Origin of the sequence: Aromatoleum toluolicum, assembly GCF_012911005.2 — a bacterium.
Classification (GTDB): Bacteria; Pseudomonadota; Gammaproteobacteria; order Burkholderiales; family Rhodocyclaceae; genus Aromatoleum; species Aromatoleum toluolicum.
Genome location: NZ_WTVS01000040.1, coordinates 1 through 17711, shown reverse-complemented (window position 1 = coordinate 17711; position 17711 = coordinate 1). Strand labels below are relative to the sequence as shown.

Annotated in this window: 16 protein-coding genes; 10 read left to right on the top strand and 6 right to left on the bottom strand. The window is 65.1% G+C overall.

What is annotated here, in order from left to right:
* Positions 1–68 precede the first annotated feature (68 nt).
* Both GPA27_RS17715 and GPA27_RS17710 read right to left on the bottom strand, forming a co-directional pair.
* Entirely contained in the window at positions 69–1055 is a 987-nt protein-coding gene (locus tag GPA27_RS17715; RefSeq protein WP_169141818.1) for a fumarylacetoacetate hydrolase family protein, read from the bottom strand.
* Between the two features lie 96 nt (positions 1056–1151).
* On the bottom strand, positions 1152–1853 hold the full coding sequence (locus tag GPA27_RS17710; protein WP_153169519.1) for an SDR family NAD(P)-dependent oxidoreductase: 702 nt from the start codon (positions 1851–1853) through the stop codon (positions 1152–1154).
* A gap of 114 nt (positions 1854–1967) precedes the next feature.
* Here GPA27_RS17710 and GPA27_RS17705 point away from each other — a divergent pair, with 114 nt between their 5' ends.
* The 9 genes from GPA27_RS17705 (at position 1968) to GPA27_RS17665 (ending at position 10594) form a co-directional block, all read left to right on the top strand.
* Positions 1968–2402, top strand: coding sequence for a Zn-ribbon domain-containing OB-fold protein (locus GPA27_RS17705; protein WP_211165069.1), 435 nt, complete (start codon positions 1968–1970; stop codon positions 2400–2402).
* A complete protein-coding gene (locus tag GPA27_RS17700) occupies positions 2399–3592 on the top strand; it encodes a thiolase family protein (RefSeq protein WP_210148003.1) in 1194 nt (397 codons plus the stop codon). Before GPA27_RS17705 ends, GPA27_RS17700 begins: the two co-directional genes overlap by 4 nt.
* Before the next feature lie 74 nt (positions 3593–3666).
* Entirely contained in the window at positions 3667–4536 is an 870-nt protein-coding gene (locus GPA27_RS17695; protein ID WP_211162012.1) for a cache domain-containing protein, read from the top strand.
* Positions 4537–4770: 234 nt separating this feature from the next.
* Complete coding sequence (locus GPA27_RS17690) at positions 4771–5559, top strand: IclR family transcriptional regulator (RefSeq protein ID WP_169141816.1); 789 nt, start codon at positions 4771–4773, stop codon at positions 5557–5559.
* Between the two features lie 146 nt (positions 5560–5705).
* Positions 5706–5930, top strand: a complete 225-nt coding sequence (locus tag GPA27_RS17685; protein WP_169141815.1) for a ferredoxin — start codon at positions 5706–5708, stop codon at positions 5928–5930.
* A gap of 60 nt (positions 5931–5990) precedes the next feature.
* A complete protein-coding gene (locus GPA27_RS17680; protein WP_121429182.1) occupies positions 5991–6749 on the top strand; it encodes an SDR family NAD(P)-dependent oxidoreductase in 759 nt (252 codons plus the stop codon).
* 130 nt (positions 6750–6879) lie between these two features.
* Positions 6880–7821: a VOC family protein gene (locus tag GPA27_RS17675; RefSeq protein ID WP_169141814.1), complete on the top strand. Its 942-nt coding sequence runs from the start codon at positions 6880–6882 to the stop codon at positions 7819–7821.
* Between the two features lie 114 nt (positions 7822–7935).
* The gene (locus tag GPA27_RS17670; protein WP_169141813.1) at positions 7936–8988 is read left to right on the top strand and encodes a universal stress protein; all 1053 of its coding nucleotides are present in this window, start codon (positions 7936–7938) and stop codon (positions 8986–8988) included.
* A 19-nt stretch (positions 8989–9007) separates the two neighbouring features.
* Complete coding sequence (locus GPA27_RS17665; protein ID WP_169141812.1) at positions 9008–10594, top strand: MFS transporter; 1587 nt, start codon at positions 9008–9010, stop codon at positions 10592–10594.
* A 74-nt stretch (positions 10595–10668) separates the two neighbouring features.
* Here GPA27_RS17665 and GPA27_RS17660 read toward each other — a convergent pair whose 3' ends face one another.
* The 4 genes from GPA27_RS17660 to GPA27_RS17645 all read right to left on the bottom strand — a co-directional run bounded on the left by GPA27_RS17660 (position 10669) and on the right by GPA27_RS17645 (position 16499).
* Positions 10669–10887: a hypothetical protein gene (locus GPA27_RS17660; protein WP_169141811.1), complete on the bottom strand. Its 219-nt coding sequence runs from the start codon at positions 10885–10887 to the stop codon at positions 10669–10671.
* Between the two features lie 277 nt (positions 10888–11164).
* Complete coding sequence (locus tag GPA27_RS17655) at positions 11165–12094, bottom strand: electron transfer flavoprotein subunit alpha/FixB family protein (RefSeq protein WP_169141810.1); 930 nt, start codon at positions 12092–12094, stop codon at positions 11165–11167.
* Positions 12094–12855 (bottom strand): electron transfer flavoprotein subunit beta/FixA family protein, encoded by a 762-nt coding sequence (locus tag GPA27_RS17650; protein ID WP_169141809.1) that lies wholly within the window; start codon positions 12853–12855, stop codon positions 12094–12096. The genes GPA27_RS17655 and GPA27_RS17650 overlap by 1 nt, the downstream gene beginning before the upstream one ends.
* Before the next feature lie 86 nt (positions 12856–12941).
* Positions 12942–16499, bottom strand: coding sequence for an indolepyruvate ferredoxin oxidoreductase family protein (locus tag GPA27_RS17645; RefSeq protein WP_169141808.1), 3558 nt, complete (start codon positions 16497–16499; stop codon positions 12942–12944).
* A 97-nt stretch (positions 16500–16596) separates the two neighbouring features.
* Here GPA27_RS17645 and GPA27_RS17640 point away from each other — a divergent pair, with 97 nt between their 5' ends.
* The gene (locus GPA27_RS17640; RefSeq protein WP_096447412.1) at positions 16597–17508 is read left to right on the top strand and encodes a LysR substrate-binding domain-containing protein; all 912 of its coding nucleotides are present in this window, start codon (positions 16597–16599) and stop codon (positions 17506–17508) included.
* Positions 17509–17711 lie beyond the last annotated feature (203 nt).

Below are 17711 nucleotides of genomic sequence, written 5' to 3'. Positions count from 1 at the left end.
GCACCCTGTATTTCGGTAGCCGTTGCCCACCGTCTAACGTCCTTATTGCGAAGGACTGCGTCTTCCCGTCACGGCTTCGTCACGCGCGTGCGCAACGTGCCGATCGCCTCGATCTCGAGTTCGACGACGTCGCCCGGTTTGAGATAGCGCAGCTGCTCGAGTCCGCAGCCGTTGCCGACCGTGCCCGAGCCCAGCACTTCGCCCGGATAGAGCGTTTCCGAGCGGGAGATGTGCGCGATCACGTCCTCGAAGGTCCAGCGCATGTCGCGCGTGGTGCCACGCCCCCATTCCTCGCCATTCACGCGCGCGATCATCTGCAGGTCGTAAGGATCGGGTACCTCGTCCGCAGTGACGAGGCAAGGCCCCATCACGTTACCGGTGTCGAAGTCCTTGCTCTTCGCCGGGCCGAGCATGCCGGGCATCTCGAGGGCCTGCGCATCGCGGGCGCTCATGTCGTTGAAGATCGTGTAGCCAACGATGTAATCGCGCGCCTTGTCGCGCGGCACGTCCTTCCCCTTGCGGCCGATGTAGCAGGCCAGCTCGAGTTCGAAGTCCATCGCCTTGCTGTACGCCGGCCACACGACGTCGTCGTCGGGACCGATCACCGCGAAGCGATTGCACTTGTAATAGATCGGCTGGCGATTGAAGGTCTCGATGACGCGCTCGTCGGCGCGCGTGTTCATCTGCCGCAGCGCCTCCTCGGGGTCGGGCAAGTGCGCCACGCGCGCGCGCCGCGCAGCAGCGAAGCTCTGTCGCAGATGCAGCTCGAAACAGGAGCAGTCGCGCATCTGCGGCGGCGGCTGGATGGGTGCGCACAGCTTCACGCCCTCACGCGCGATGACCGCCGCCGACGGAGCTTTCCGGACCAGGACGCGTGCCGCTGCAAGAGCCTCTTCACCGGCCTCGACCAAACCGAGCACGCTCGCGAAGGTGGGGGACCCATGGCCGTTTACGACTTCGCAAGCCGTGGCGAGGTCGACGATCGCCGAATCCGATTCGATCAGCGCGCCGGCACGCTGAAAGCCGTGAGAGTCACGATATGTGACGAGTCGCATCTATTGTCTCCTGTCGGGGACTCGTCCCGCTCGATGCGGGCGAATCCTCTCTTCTTCGAGTTCTGCCCCTCCCCACGGAAGAGGCGCTGGCGGTTGCTACACCCGGCCGCTCACCGGCACGCAGGCTCCGGTGACGGCCGAGGCGTCATCCGAGAGCAGGAAAGCGATCACCGCGGCGAGCTTGTCCGGCGCCACCCAGCGGCTGGCATCGGCGTCCGGCATGTCGGCGCGGTTGGCGGGGGTGTCGATGATGCTCGGCAACACCGCATTCACGGTGACGCCACGGTCCTTGAGCTCTTCGGCAAGTGATTCGGTCAACCGCGCGACGCCGGACTTCGATGCGGCATACGCCGCCATCCCCATTCCGGCCTTCTGCGCGGCCAGTGCGCCGACATTCACGATGCGCCCCGCCCCGCGCGCCAGCAGATGCGGCAGAGCCGCCCGGCAACTCGCTACGGCGGTACGCACATTCATCGTGTACAGGCGATCCCAGGTCTCGAGCGCTCCGCCTTCGATCGGCTCCCACGCGAAGCCACCTGCCACATTCACCACGCCGTCGATGCCACCAGCAGCCACACGCACGCGCGCATAGGCTGCCGCGCAGGCCGCTTCGTCGCTCAGGTCGACCCCGCCGAGCACAACCGCGACGCCTGCAGGCAGGCCGCCAGCGGGCGCCGCCGCACGGTCCACAAGCGTGACGTGCGCACCGTCTTCCACGAGGCGCTGCGCCACCGCGCGGCCAAGCGCGCCGAATCCACCGGTTACGACGATACTTCTAGCTTCGAGTCGAGTACTCATGGGATCAGAGTTCCTTGTATGGCCTCCGCGTCGTTGCACGCTGGCAGGCAGGTCCTTGCGACAAACTTTAGACAGATTTTGCACTTCTGTCTATATGTGCATGTAGAATCCCGCTTGACCGATCGTCAAATCGTCGAGAACGCGCAGACCATGACCCGAAAACTCCCCCTCCTCACCGAGGACAACTCCCCGTTCTGGCAGGGCGGCGCGCAGGGGCGCCTCCTCATACATCATTGCGCGGACTGCACGCGCTTCTTTCATCCGCCCGCCCCGATCTGCCCGCACTGCGGCAGTTTCGAGGTGGCACCGCGGGCGGTCTCCGGCAAGGGCAAGGTCCTGAGCTACACGATCAATCACCAGGCATGGCGCCCCGACCTCACCGAGCCTTATGTGGTGGCGATCGTCGAACTCGCGGAACAGAGCGGCCTGCGCTTCGTCACGAATGTCGTGGGACTTCCCGCCGAGGCGGTGCATATCGACATGCCCGTCAGGGTGCGCTTCGAGCAGCACGAGGACGTGTGGCTCCCCCTCTTCGAGAAGGACGCATGATGTTCGACCGAATCTTTGAAAAAGACGTCGCCATCACCGGTGTCGGCCAGTCCGCGGTAGGACGCCCGGTTGCCCGATCGGGCATGCGACTCACGCTGGACGCTTGCCTCGAAGCCATCGCCGACGCCGGACTCACGCGCGCGGACATCGACGGCGTGGCGTGCTGGCCGGGCGACAACAACAATGGCGATGCCTTCTCGCCCGTCGGCCCCAACGCGCTGATCGGCACCCTCGGCCTCCAGGTCAACTGGTACGGAGGGGGCTACGAAGGCCCCGGACCGCTCGCAGGCATCATCAACGGCGCGATGGCGATCGCATCCGGCCTGTGCCGCCACGTGCTGGTCTTCCGCACCATCACGGAAGCGAGCCGCCGCAAGGTCGACAAGAATGCCAGCGCCCTGACGAACAAGACGATCGGACGCGACAGCAGCTTCTTCTGGCAGTGGTACACGCCATTCAATGTGCTCTCCGCGATCAACCTCATGGCGCTCTACACCCAGCGCCACTTTCACGAATACGGCACGACGCCCGAACAACTCGCCCAGATCGCCCTCACCTGCCGCAGCAACGCCGCGCTGAACCCCAAGGCGATCTACCGGACGCCGCTCTCGCTCGATGACTACTTTGCCTCGCGCATGATCTCGACTCCACTGCGCATGCTCGACTGCGACGTCCATTGCGACGCCTCGACCGCGATCATCCTTTCGCGTGCCGACGTCGCCAGGGACGGGCCAAATCCACCAATCCGCCTCGAAGCGATCGGCGCCGCACTGCACCAACCCTGGTCGTGGGACCAGATCGACCTCACCGCGACCGCCGCGCGCGATGTCGGCGAAATGATGTGGGCGCGCACCGATCTCAAGCCCAAGGACGTCGGCTCGGCCCAGCTCTACGATGGATTCTCGATCCTCACGATGATCTGGCTCGAAGCACTCGGGCTATGCCCGCGCGGCGAAAGCGGCCGCTTCGTCGAAGGTGGCCACCGCATCGCCCGCGACGGCCAGTTGCCGATCAATACCAACGGCGGCCAGCTCTCCGGTGGGCGCACGCACGGTCTGGGCTACGTTCATGAAGCCTGCTCGCAGCTGTGGGGACGCGCGGGCGAACGACAGATCGCGCCCCATCACGTTTCAGTGGTTGCGGCAGGCGGTGGACCGCTGGGCGGCAGTGTGCTGCTGGTCCGTGACTGAGCCCGGCCACGGTCGCAGGCGGATTCCTTCACAATCAGATTTACTGTCCAATTTTCGACTATTCGGAGGGGAGCATGGCGATAAGAACACTCGTGGTGGGACTGCTCATTCTTGCGAGCACCTGGCTGCCGCCGGCAAGCGCGGCCGAAGCGGTTTCGGGTAGCCCGGTGTCAGCACCGGATTCCGCCACGCGCGCGCAGGCATTGCTGGAGAAGGCCACCGCCCGACTTCGTGCCGTCGGCGACCGGGCACTGGCGGAATTCGGCCGGCAGGGCGACTTCATCGACCGTGAGCTCTATGTGTACGTGCTCGACATGGACGGCACCATGCTGACGAGCGGGGGCTCGTCCACGACCCTGATCGGCCGCAAGGTCTCCGAGATGCGCGACGCCAGCGGAAAGGCTTTCTTCGCGGAGATGCTGAACAAGGCGCGTGCCGATGGCCGCGGCGAAGTCGAGTACCGCTGGGTCAACTGGACCGACAACACTGTTCAGCGCAAGCATGCGTTCTTCGAGAAGGTTGGCGAACGAGTGGTCGCGGTCGGTTACTACATCAGCCGCTCGTCCCCGGACCAGGCGCAGGCCTTCCTGGAACAGGCCGTTGCGGCGATGAAGGCCGCGCCTGCCAGCGCAATTGCCGAATTCAACCGCATCGAGGGCCGCTTCGTGCGGGACGATCTCTACGTGTTCGTAATCGACCGGAAAACGGGACGCTTCGTCGCCCACGGCACGATGCCGCGCCTGGTCGGCTCCGACGGTCGGGACCTGTACGACCAGGCCGGCACGCCCATCGTTCGCAAGATGCTCGAGCAGACCGCGAACCGACCGCGAGGCGAACTCGACTACCTGTGGAAAAACCCTGTCACGAAAAGAACAGAGGAAAAGCACACGCTGTTCGAAGTCGTCGGCGACCACATCGTCGCGGTGGGCTACTTCAAACCCTGAAGTCATTTCCCCTTGTCGTAAGCCGGCCCGGCTGTCGCCTTTTCGTCGTCGCCGTAGTATTCTGCGGACAGAATTTAATTCTAATACGCAAACACAAAACCGTTTTACGTGCAGATTCTCCGGCTCACGGATGGGCACCCTGATTCCTTGGACGCCTCGCCTGGGGCACACGCGAGGAAGACGTCTCCCGTTTGCCGACCGGGACGCCTGCACGACGGACGGAGGAGACAAGGGATGGACACCACACAAGAGGATGAAACCGCGGGCCGGTCGTCAAGCGGGGTCACCGTCAAGCCTGTCGTCAATGCGGTGCGGATCCTGCGTTTTCTGACGGAGACCGACACCCCGGAGCGCGCGGCGGACATCGCCCGGCAGTTGTCGATCAACCCCAGTACCTGCTTCAACATCCTGCGCACACTGGCCGCCGAGGACATGGTTGCATTCGATCCCGCGTCGAAGACCTATTCGCCCGGCCTGGGGCTCGCCAAACTCGTAGGCCACCTCGTGACGCAGGGCCAGCGGCTCGACATCGCGCGCCCACTGCTGCAGCAATTCGCCGCCCGCTTCCATGTCACGGTCACCCTGTGGCGTCAGATGGGATACGACCGCATCGTGCTGGTGAGTTCGGAGGCAAGCCCGACCGATCTGCGCATCGACATGGCGATCGGTCAGCGTTTGCCCATCTTCATGGGCGCCAGCGGCAGACTGTTCGCGGCGGAGGTGGATCTCGACCCAACCGCGATGCGCGCCGCATTCGACAAGATCCGCTGGGCCCGACCGCTGGAGTTCGACGAGTACTGTCAGCAGGTGCAGTTCGCCAAGGAACACCAGTGGGCGATCGATGACGGCTACTTCTCGGCCGGCATCATGGCTATTGCGGCCCCCGTGCGCGACCGCGCCGGTGCCATTTCCTTTGCCGTATCGGCGGTGATGTTCCGGGGCCAGTACATTGGCGCCGACGCGGACAAGCTCGGGGGCGAGGTGCGCAAACTCGCGGACAAGCTGTCGAACCTGCTGTTTTGAGTGTCGTCGCGAGGGCGGCCGTCGGTCCTTCGGCAACCCTTTTGCGACCCTGCGATACGCCCAGCAAAAATAGTGACACTTTTTCCTTTTCTGTGCATAATCATCTCGCAGGCCTCAATGGCCCCAAGCAGATGAGGAGACACGCCATGAGCGAACAGAACGAAAAACTTCACAAGGTAATTATCGATCGCAGCCGCTGCTGCGGTTACGGATTGTGCGCGGCCCTGTGCCCCGACGTGTACAAGCTGGACGGCGACGGCATCGTCTATCTGGACAGCGAGTTCGTTCCCGCCGGCCAGGAAGAGGCCGCGATCGAGGGGGCTGCCGCCTGTCCCGCCGAGGCGATCCGGGTCGAAGCACCGGGCGCCTGAGTTCTTCGCCGGACTGGTAGCGCGAAAAGCGCTGGAACTGCCCACTTCGCGGAGATCCGAATGAATCGTCTTGAAGGAAAAGTAGCGCTGATCACCGGCACCGGCGGCGGTCAGGGTCGTGTCGCAGCCTTGCGCTTCGCGCGCGAGGGCGCCGTGGTGGTAGGTTGCGACACGGATGCAGCCGCCCACGCCGAAACGCGCCGGCTGGTCGAGGCCGAAGGATTCGAGTTGCACGGCTCCGCCCCGGTGGACCTCGGCGACCACGAACAGGCCCGCGCCTGGGTCGAGTCCGCGGCGGAACAGTTCGGGCGCATCGACGTTCTCTACAACAACGCATCGGCCGCGCGTTTCGGACCGGTGGCGGAATTCTCGATCGCTGACTGGCACTACACGATCCGGAACGAGATCGACCTCATCTTCTACACGACCAAATACGCGTGGAAGCATCTCGCCGTGCGCGGTGGCGTGATCATCAACATCGCCTCGACCGCCGCCTGGGGCGGCTCAAAGGTTGCAGGCATCAGCGCCCACTGCGCCGCCAAGGGTGCGGTCGTCTCCTTCACCCGCCAGCTGGCGGTCGAAGGGGCGCCGGTCGGCATACGCGCGGTCAGCATCAGTCCGGGCTTCGTGAAGACGCCCGGCACCGCGGCCTTCGTCGAGAACCCCGTCACCCGCCGGGCGCTACTCGATGGCGTGCTGCAGGATCGGCCGGGGGAACCCGAGGAAGTCGTGTCGCTGGCCCTGTACGTGGCCTCGGACGAAGCCGCCTTCATGACCGGTTCGGACCTCGTCATCGACGGGGGTCTGCTCGCAATCTGAGCACGAGCCCGAAAGTTCGTAACCCAACAGTGAACGAACGGACGTCGTGCCCCTGCGGCACAGTCCGAAGTCTGCGCAAAGCGCGGTGTAAATCGCGGGCGCAGGTCGCTCAAAACAGGAGGAAGACAGCATGGACATCATCGGTATCGGCTACCTGGGGTTCGAATCGGCGAACCTCGATGCCTGGCGCGAATATGGCCCGAAGGTCATGGGCTTTCAGATCGGGACATCCCCGACTGCGGATCCGGACACCCTCTACTTCAAGCTCGATGACCGTCGTCATCGGCTCGCATTCCATACGGGCAAGATCGACCGCCTCGCTTACATCGGCTGGGAAGCCAAGGGCAAGCTGGAGTTTCACGCCGCCGTCGAGCGCTTCCGCAGCCATGGTGTCGAGATCAGCTTCGGCGATCCAGAACTGTGCGACAAACGCGGCGTGAAGGAGCTGATCCGTTTCCGTGACCCGGTCGGATACCAGCACGAGCTGTTCTATGCCCAGAAATGGAGCCCGCGCTCCTTCGTGCCGGGCCGTCCGCACGGCGGATTCGTCTGCGGCGAACGGGGCGTCGGCCACATCGTCGTGATCACGCCCGAATACACGCCCGAACTCGAACACTTCCTCACCGGCATCATGGGCATGCACTGGTACGGCTCGGGCGCCGGCAAGGGCAAGACGGGGTTCTTCCGCTCCAGGCTCAACGACAAGACGAGCCACGACATCGCTTACGGTTTCGGCCCGGGCAAGGCCGGCGTGCAGCACATCGGCCTCTTCGTGCGCTCGGTTCGCGACGTCGGCGAAACCTACGATCTGGTCAAGAAGAACGGACTACAGATGATGATGACGCTGGGACAGCATTCGCAGGACCCGCACATGTCCTTCTATCACTTCACGCCGTCCGGCTTCGCGATCGAATGCATCACCGAACTCGAACCCTGGCACGATGACGGCTTCGAACTCAATCCGGAGCAGCTCTCCACCTGGGGTCATGAGATCGTCGGCCCCATCCTCGGCCCTAGCGTGCGCACACCGGCGGAGGTCTTCGACCCCGAGGTTCTCCACGCCAGGGGCTGAGTGCCTGCGAGCGCACCAGCCGGACCGGGTTCCGCACTGCGCGCGCCGGTTGCGGCGCCGGCCGCTACCGCGCACCCTATCGACATCATCTGAATGCAGCCACCGGAGCACGCGATGTACAGCCATATCCTCGTTCCGACCGACGGTACCCATCTCGCCAGCCAGACGATCTCTCAGGCCGTCCAGTTCGCCCGCAGCGTGGGGGCGCGCATCACGTTCTTCTATGCCGACCCGGATGCCGGCGCCTCTCTGACCGACGACGGTGCGCTGATCCACCTTCTCGACCCCGGCCTGTACCAGGACGACTTCGGCGGGCGCGCCCGCGAGATCCTCGCGAAGGCCGAGGTGTCGGCGCGCGCGGGCGACATCGACTGCGAGTGCGTGACCCGGCGGAGCAACCGGCCGCACGAGGCCATTCTCGCCGCGGCAAAGGAATTGGGCTGCGACCTGATCTTCATGGCATCGCATGGGCCGCGCAGCATCGGCGGCGTCATGCTCGCCTCCGAAACGCTCAAGGTGCTCGCTGGCAGCCGCATTCCGGTGCTCGTGTCGTCGGTCGAAAAGAACGACCCGAACCCGGCGATGACGAAGGTCTGCGCGATTATCAAGGACGAGCACCGCTCGATCGCGGTCGTGTCCTACGGCATGCGGATGCTGGCCGGCGGACTGCGCGACGGCAAACCTGCGGATATCGGCCTGCTCGACGGCATGCTCACCTACCTCGACGAGTTCCCGGCCAAACTGCACCATCCAAAGGAAGATGCCTATCTCTTCGCTGCACTCAGGAGGCGCACGTCTTCGCTCGACCAAGTCATCGACGACCTGCAACAGGAGCACCTGGATGGCGACCGACAACTTGCTGCCCTGCGCGCGGCGGTCGCCCACTATCAGGCGTCTCCCGACCCAGACGCAGAAACGCTCGCGAGCGCCATCGACGCCTTCGCCCTCGGGCAGCTCAGGCATATCGCACTCGAGGAGCGGGCGGTCATCCCGGGCGCCTGCGAACACCTCGCGGAACAGGACTGGAAGGAGATCGTGGCGGCCTTCGGACCGAACGGCGACGCGCGCTTCAACCATCGCGAACGCGAGACCTACCGACGCCTGTATTCGCGGATTGCCAACCTGCACCAGACGCTGCCCCGCATGAGCACGCCCGGCCAGTCATGACGACGCCGGTGCCCCGCCCGTGAGTGTCGAGCGCAATGCCACGGGTGCGTGGGCACCTCTCCTCCATCGGCCGTTTCGCGCGCTGTGGATCGCGGCGATCGCGGTCAACCTGTCGATGTGGATGCAGAACATCGGCGCCGCCTGGATGATGACCGAACTGCGGCCCGATTCGCCGCTCATGGTGTCCTTGGTCCAGACGGCGATGGCGCTGCCGGCCTTTCTGCTCGGACTCCCGAGCGGCGTGATCGCCGATCTGGTCAACCGCAGGCGCCTCCTTCTGATCACCCAGACCTGTTCCCTCGCATGCGCCTGCCTGCTCGCAGCCACGGCCCTGGCTGGCGGCATCGGCGCCTGGCTGCTCCTCGGCCTCACCTTCGCGCTCGGGTGCAGCAACGCGTTCGGCATGGCGGCGTGGATTGCCGCCAACATCGACAGCGCGCCGAAGGGGCAGATACCGGCAGCGATCGCCCTGTCCACGGTCACACCCAACATCGCGCGCGTCGTGGGACCGGCCGCCGCGGGGGCACTGATCGCATTCGCGGGCGTCCCGACGCTGTTCGTCGTGGTCGCGGTCGGTTTCTTGATCTCACTGGGGCTGCTGCGCGCCCTGCCCGACACGGATCTGCGGCCCGGCCTGCCGCCCGAGCGGCTGTGGAGCGGCATCCGCAGCGGCGTACGTTACATGCAGCATTCCGCGCAGCTGCGGCTCGCGCTGCGACTGGTCTTCGCTTTCGTGACCGCAGGCAGCGCGATCTGGGCATTGCTGCCACTCGTCGCCCGTGACCAGCTCGGGCTCGCTGCGGGCGGGTTCAGCCTGCTCCTCGGCAGTCTCGGCGCGGGCGCAGTCATCGCGGCATTACAGGTCACCCGACTGTATCGTCGTTTCTCCGTGCGCCGCATCGTGACCGGCGGCGGCCTGTTGTTCATGGCCGTCACAGCGCTGATTCCGGTGGTACACAATCTCTTTGTCATGAGTGCACTGCTCTTCGTCGGCGGAATGGCGTGGATGGCTGTCAATACCACCACCGGGACCGTGATCCAGACCTCCGCCGCAGCCTGGGTACGTGCTCGCGTTGCGTCGGTATACCTGCTCGTCATCATGGGGGCGATGGCAGCGGGCGGCGTATTGTGGGGCGCGATCGCCGAACGCATGGGCGTCGGGGCAAGCCTGTGGATTGCAGCCGGATCGATTGCGGCCGGGCTGATGCTGGCTGGAAGAGCTCGCATGCAACTTGGATCGGAGTCCGATTTCAGTGTAGCCGACGCGCCGGAAACAGGCCCCGCTGCCAGTCCCGCCGACCATGAGCAGGGGCCCATTGCGGTAGAAATCACTTACCGCGTACCGGCCGAACGGCACGAGGAATTCGTGCGCGCTGCCCACGAAGTCGGCATCTCCCGTCGACGAAACGGGGCGATCGCCTGGCGCCTCTACAGGGATCTCGAACACACGGATTGTCTTGCAGAACGCTTCCTGGTGGACTCGTGGCTCGACTACCTGCGCCAACGCGACCGTGTCACCCGGCAGGACCGCGACATCGAACGCCGCCTGGAGGCACTCACCACGGACGGGAACTCGCTCACACGCCGCTTTATCGCGGAAGCGTGACACCTGAAGGCGGTCGGGAGAACCTTCCGCAGCGTGCCGGCGCGGCCGGGGACGCCTTACCGTCCCCTCGACACTTAGCGGTGCATCAACACCATGCCGACGAACTCGTTCATCGTCTTGTGCGCATAGAGATGCGACACCGCATACGCGTGAGTCTCCAGCATTCCGTCGCACGACGGAGCCGAAGCGCACGCTTGGGCGACACCTGGGGGGTGCAGCGAAACGAAGGAACCGTCGGTAGCGGTCAGCAACGCCGCCGCAACGGCGCTGATGCCGAGTGTTCTGAGAGCCATGATGTCTCCTCCTGTCGAAGGTGCGCCTCTATCGGGCGATGTTTCTTTATTTACACACTATGTGCGCTTTTGTTCAAGAGTAGACAATACCCTGAACGAGCGCAAGGATTTTTTGCCGTATCCCCGGCGGGGTCGAATCAAAAAAAACCCATCGGTTTGCGACCGATGGGCGAAGGGATCTTCGGCGGGGATTGCAGCAGGAGAGGAATAGCTGCCACCGAAGAATCCTGCGGGAACGGGTTGGCATCACGGCCAGCCAATCGGCATGGCCTGGAGATCAAATGGTCGCTGTCAGTTCAGGAACCACGGCGAACAGATCCGCGACAAGGCCGTAGTCCGCGACGTGGAAGATCGGCGCCTCCGGGTCCTTGTTGATCGCGACGATCAGCCTGGAATCCTTCATGCCTGCCAGATGCTGGATCGCACCGGAGATGCCGATCGCGATGTAGACCTGGGGCGCGACGATCTTGCCGGTCTGGCCGACCTGATAGTCGTTGGGGACGAAGCCCGCATCGACCGCGGCGCGGCTCGCACCGAGCGCGGCGCCGAGCTTGTCCGCGAGGGGCTCGAGCAAGGTACGGTAGTTCTCGCCGTTGCCCAGCCCCCGGCCACCGGAGACGATGATCTTGGCGGCACCGAGTTCGGGGCGTTCGCTCTTCGTGAGTTCGCGGCCGACGACACGGGTCAGGCCCAGGTCCTTCGCGGCGGGCACAGCTTCGATCGGCGCGGAGCCGCCGAGCGGCGCGGCGTCGAACGCAGCGGTGCGCACGGTCACCACCTTCACGCGGTCGGTGCTCTTGACGGTCGCCAGCGCATTGCCGGCGTAGATCGGTCGCACGAAGGTGTCGGCCGACTCCACCGCGACGATGTCGGAGATCTGCGCGACGTCGAGCTGTGCGGCGACGCGCGGCAGCATGTTCTTGCCGGCGCTGGTTGCCGCGGCGAAGACGTGACCGTAGTCGGCGGCGAGCGCGCGCACGAGTTCGGCGACGTTCTCGGCGGTCTGCGTTGCGTAATGGGCCGCGTCGCATACCAGCACCTTCGCGACGCCGCCGATGGCGGCCGCGGCTTGAGCGGCGGCGTAGCAGCCGTTGCCCGCGACCAGGACGTGGATGTCCGCTCCGACCACTTGCGCGGCGGTCACGGCGTTGAGAGTCGCGGTCTTGATCGACTGGTTGTCGTGTTCCGCAATGACGAGGACGGCCATCAGATCACCTTTGCTTCGTTCTTCAGTTTATCGACCAGCGTCGCGACGTCCGGCACCAGCACGCCGGCACTGCGCCTGGACGGCTCGGCCACTTTCAGAATCGCCAGTCGCGGTGCGACATCAACGCCTAGCTCCGCGGGCTTCACGCTATCGAGCGGCTTCTTCTTTGCCTTCATGATGTTGGGCAGCGTCGCATAACGCGGCTCGTTGAGGCGCAGGTCAGTGGTCACCACCGCGGGCAGCGTCATCTCGAGGGTTTCGAGGCCGCCATCGATCTCGCGCGTGACCGTGGCAAGTCTCCCGTCCAATGACAGCTTCGACGCAAAGGTGGCCTGCGGCCAGCCCATCAGGGCGGCGAGCATCTGACCGGTCTGGTTCGCGTCGTCGTCGATCGCCTGCTTGCCGCAGATCACCAGCTCCGGGGCTTCCGTGTCGCACACGGCCTTCAGGAGTTTGGCGACGGCGAGCGGCTGCAACTCCGCGTCGCTCAGTTCACCACAATCGACGAGGATGCCGCGGTCGGCCCCGATCGCCATCGCCGCGCGCAGGGTTTCGGAACACACCGCCGCGCCGCAGCTCACGGCGATCACTTCGGTCGCGATGCCCGCTTCCTTCAGCCGCACTGCCTCTTCCACCGCGATCTCGTCGAAGGGGTTCATGGCCATCTTCACGTTGGCGAGGTCCATGCCCGAACCGTCCGCTTTCACGCGGGCCTTCACGTTGTAGTCAAGCACGCGCTTGACGGGTACCAGGATCTTCATGAGTCTCCTTGTTGTCGATTGCTGGTTGATTCGCGCCGTACGACCATCAAGGGCGCGAGCGCCTCGATGTTGTTGTCCGGCGCACTTCAGGCTGCCCGTTCCGACCGGCCAGCCTCGAACCGGGCCTGCAGCTCTTCGCGACGCTTGGTCGCGCCGGCCATGCTGCGTTCCTTGACGTGGCCATAGCCACGAATCTGTTCCGGGATGCGCGCAAGCTCGATCGCGACATCCAGCCGGTCTCGCGACAGGCCGTCGCAGATGCGGTCGATGAAGACGAAATAGTCCTTCACCAGTTCGCGCTCCTGGCGCCGCTCCGCGCTCCTGCCAAAGGGATCCAGGGCGGTGCCACGCAGGCCCTTGAAGCGGGAGAGCAGGCGGAAGGTACGCATCATCCACGGACCGTAGGCGCGCTTCTGGGGCAGGCCGTCAACGCCACGCTTCGCGAACAGGGGTGGCGCGAGGTGGAAGTTGAGCCGGTAATCCCGGCCGGGCTCGCCCTCGAACTGTTCGCGCAACTGGGCGAGGAATTCGGGCGCGCTGTGCAACCGCGCCACCTCGTACTCGTCCTTGTACGCCATGAGCTTCGCGAGGTTGCGCGCGACAGCCTCGGTCAGGGCGAGTCGGCCTTGTCCAACCACCGCTCGCTCGGCCTCTTGCACCCGCGCCACGGCCTTTCGGTAACGCTCGCCATAGACACCATTCTGATAATCGCTGAGCAGCCTGACGCGGCGTTCGATCAGCCGGTCCAGCGACTCCGGCATAGCCAGCACCACCGCCTCACCCCGCCCCGAAGCGTCGGCCACCGGCAGTTTTCCCGCGTCGTGTGCCGCAAGCCGTCCCCACTCGAACGCCTGCTGGTTCTTTTCGACCGAGACGCCATTCAGCTCGATCGCGCGCAGCAATGCCGCCTTGCCGACCGGAATCCAGCCTTTCTGCCACGCGAACCCCAGCACGAGCGGATTGGCGTAGATCGTGTCGCCGAGCAGCCGCAGTGCAAGCGCGTTCGCGTCGATGAATTCACAGGCATCGCCCACACTGGCGCGGATGTCGCCCTCGGCCGCCGCCCCCGGAAACTTCCAGTCGGGATTCGACAGGAACTCCGCCGCCGGGGTCTGCGCGCTATTGACCACCGCTCGCGTGCGTCCCTGACGAACCTTGGAGAGCGCTTCGGCCGAAGCCGAGACGATCTCGTCGCAGCCGATCAGCACGTCGGCCTCGCCGGTAGCGATCCGGGTGGCGTGAATGGCCGCCGGGGTCGCCGCGATCTGCACGTGGCTCAACACCGCCCCGCCCTTCTGCGCGAGCCCGGTCATGTCGAGCACGGTGACGCCCTTTTGTTCCAGATGAGCCGCCATGCCCAACAGCGCACCGATCGTCACTACCCCCGTTCCGCCGACCCCCGTCACGACGATACCGCAGGGTTTGTCCAGCCCGGGCAGTGCGGGTTCAGGCAGCGCTTCCGAGGCAGTCACCGGCGCCGACTCGCGCGCTGCGGGCTTGCGCAATTGCGCGCCCTCGGCGGTCACGAAGCTCGGGCAAAAACCCTTCAGGCAGGAGAAATCCTTGTTGCAGCCGCTCTGATTGATCTTGCGCTTGGTGCCTAGCGGCGTTTCCAGTGGCTCCACCGACAGGCAGTTGGAGGCCACGGAGCAGTCGCCACAACCCTCGCAGACTGCCGGGTTGATGAATGCGCGGCGGGCCGGATCAGGGTAATCGCCGCGCTTGCGGCGGCGGCGCTTCTCGGTGGCGCAGGTCTGATCGTAGATCAGGACCGACACCCCCGAACTCTCGCGCAGCTCGAGCTGCAACGCGTCAAGCTCATCCCGATGGTGCACCGTCACCGCATCCGGCAGACCGGCGCGCATCGCGTACTTCTCCGGCTCGTCGCTCACGATCAGGACCCGGCTAGCACCTTCGGCGCTCACCTGCTGCGCGATCTGCGGCACCGTCAGCACCCCGTCGACCGGCTGCCCCCCCGTCATCGCGACCGCGTCGTTGTAGAGGATCTTGTAAGTGAGGGTCGCCTTGGCGGCGATCGCCGCGCGGATGGCGAGCAGGCCCGAATGGAAATAGGTGCCGTCACCGAGGTTCACGAAGACGTGCTTGTCGCCCGAGAAGTGCATCTGGCCGAGCCAGCTCACGCCCTCCCCGCCCATCTGCGTGAAAGTCTCGGTGCGCCGGTCCATCCACATCGCCATGTAGTGACAACCGATGCCGGCGAGCGCGCGCGAGCCTTCCGGCACGCGGGTGGACGTGTTGTGCGGACAGCCCGAACAGAACCAGGGCTTGCGCTCGACGGTCACGCGAGGCCGCGCCGCTTCGCGCTCCTTCGCCTCGATGACATCGATGCGCGCGAACACGCGGGCGCGAAGGTCTTCGGGCAGCCCCACGCGCTCCAGTCGCGCGGCGATGGCCTTCGCGATGATCGCCGGCGACAGCTCGTAGCGCGCCGGAAGCAGCCATTGCCCACGCGGCACCGACCACTCGCCCCCCGAGTTGTCGCGCTCGTCGAATTTGCCGTAGACGCGCGGGCGGACGTCGTCGCGCCAGTTGTACAGTTCCTCCTTGAGGGCGTACTCGAGAATCTGGCGCTTCTCCTCGACCACCAGGATTTCTTCCAGTCCGGTCGCAAACGCGCGCGCATTGTGGGCGTCGAGCGGCCACACGCAGCCCACCTTGAAGAGGCGGATGCCGATCCGTCGACAGGCATCGTCGTCCAAACCCAGGTCCGTCAGCGCCTGACGCACGTCGAGATAGGCTTTGCCTGCCGCCATGATCCCGAAGCGCGCGTCGGGCGAATCGATCACGATACGGTTGAGCTTGTTCGCGCGGACGTATTCGAGCGCCGCATACCACTTGTAATCGAGCATGCGCGCTTCCTGCGCGAGCGGCGTATCCGGCCAGCGGATATTGAGCCCGCCTTCAGGCATTGCGAAGCTATCCGGAATGACGATCTGCAGGCGGTCCGGATCGATCTCGACCGATGCGGACGACTCGACGACATCGGTGACGCACTTCATCGACACCCACAACCCGGAGTAGCGGCTCATCGCCCAGCCATGCAGGCCGAAGTCGAGATACTCCTGCACGTTCGCCGGGTACAGCACCGGAATGCCACAGGCGATCAGCAGGTGTTCCGACTGATGCGCGACCGACGACGACTTCGCCGCATGGTCGTCGCCGGCGAGCATCAGCACGCCGCCATGGGGCGAGGTCCCTGCGGCGTTCGCGTGCTTCAGCACGTCGGCCGAGCGGTCCACGCCCGGCCCCTTGCCATACCACATGCCGAATACCCCGTCGCGCTGGGCGTTGGGGTAAAGATTCACCTGCTGCGTGCCCCACACGGCGGTCGCAGCGAGGTCTTCGTTGAGGCCGGGCTGAAAGACTACGTCGTGGGAGGCAAGATGCTTTTTCGCCTTCCACAGCGCCATGTCCAGCCCGCCCAGCGGCGAGCCGCGATAGCCCGAAATGTAGCCGCCGGTGTTCAGCCCCGCGCGCCGGTCGCGCTCCTTCTGCAGCATGGGCAGGCGCGCCAAGGCCTGAGTACCGCTCAGGTAGATGCGTCCGGACTCCTGGGTGTACTTGTCCTCCAGCGTGACCGAAAGCAGTGCATCCCTCGCCTCGGCAGACAGCGGTGAGTTCATCATCCCCTCCAGACTCTCTATTTATATCGACACATAGTACGAATCTGTCTATGTATCGTAAAATCACCAATACTGAGTTCTGGTATTAGGAAAACGGATGCCGGTCGACAACAATGTCACCCTGCGCCAGCTGCGCTACTTCATCGCCGCCGCGGAGACCGGCCAGTTCTCGATGGCCGCCACGCGCGCCCACGTTTCGCAATCGGCCATCACCAATGCGGTGCTGCTCCTGGAAGAATCGCTGGGGGTGCGCCTGTTCGACCGCAAACCCCACGGCGTGGGCCTCACCGCCGAGGGGCACAGCTTCTATCGACGCACGCGCGACATCCTCGACGCGCTCGAAGACGCTCTGCGCGAACCGCGCTTCCAGGCCCACCACCTGAAAGGCGCGATCCGCATCGGTGCTTCGTACACCGTGCTCGGCTATTTCCTGCCCCCGCTGCTCGCCCGCTTTCGCGCGAACTATCCGGACGTCGAACTCGACCTCCACGACATGAACCGCGAAGCCATCGAAGCCGGCGTCGCGGCCGGCGATATCGAGTTGGGCGTGGTGATCCTGTCCAACGTCGTCGAGCGCGAACGCTTCGGCCACCACGTGCTGCTGCGCTCCCGCCGCCAGCTATGGACTTCGGCCGCCCACCCGCTCCTGCAAAAAGACAACGCGGCCCTCGCCGACGTCGCTGCCTATCCCTACATCCAGGTCACCGTTGACGAAGGCGAACTGTCGACGCAGCGTTATTGGGCAGCCAAGGGCATTCAGCCCGACATCGCGTTTCGCACCGGCTCGGTCGAAGCGCTGCGCGGGCTCGTCGCGCACGGCTTCGGCGTCACCATCCTGTCCGACATGGTGTATCGGCCGTGGTCGCTGGAAGGCAAGAAGATCGAGGCCCGCCCCATTCTCGATGTGGTACCCGACATGGAAGTCGGGCTGATCTGGCGGCACGACGGCACGCTGGAACGATCCGCCGACGCGTTCAGGCAGTTCCTGATACAGGCTTGCGGGAGCTGAGCGGCGCGGCGGTCGTTACGGGCACGTCAGACGGGATGGTCTAGCGGCGACGGTCGGACGACAAGTACTCGGCCTTGGACTAAACCGCTCGCGCGGTAGGGCATGCTGAACCGCTCCGTACGGTCATGGCGTCCCGGGTTTTATAGGCAGTGCTCTGCCAAGTTGGAGATGAGGCAATCGGCCTCGTCTTCGACAGGAGCACG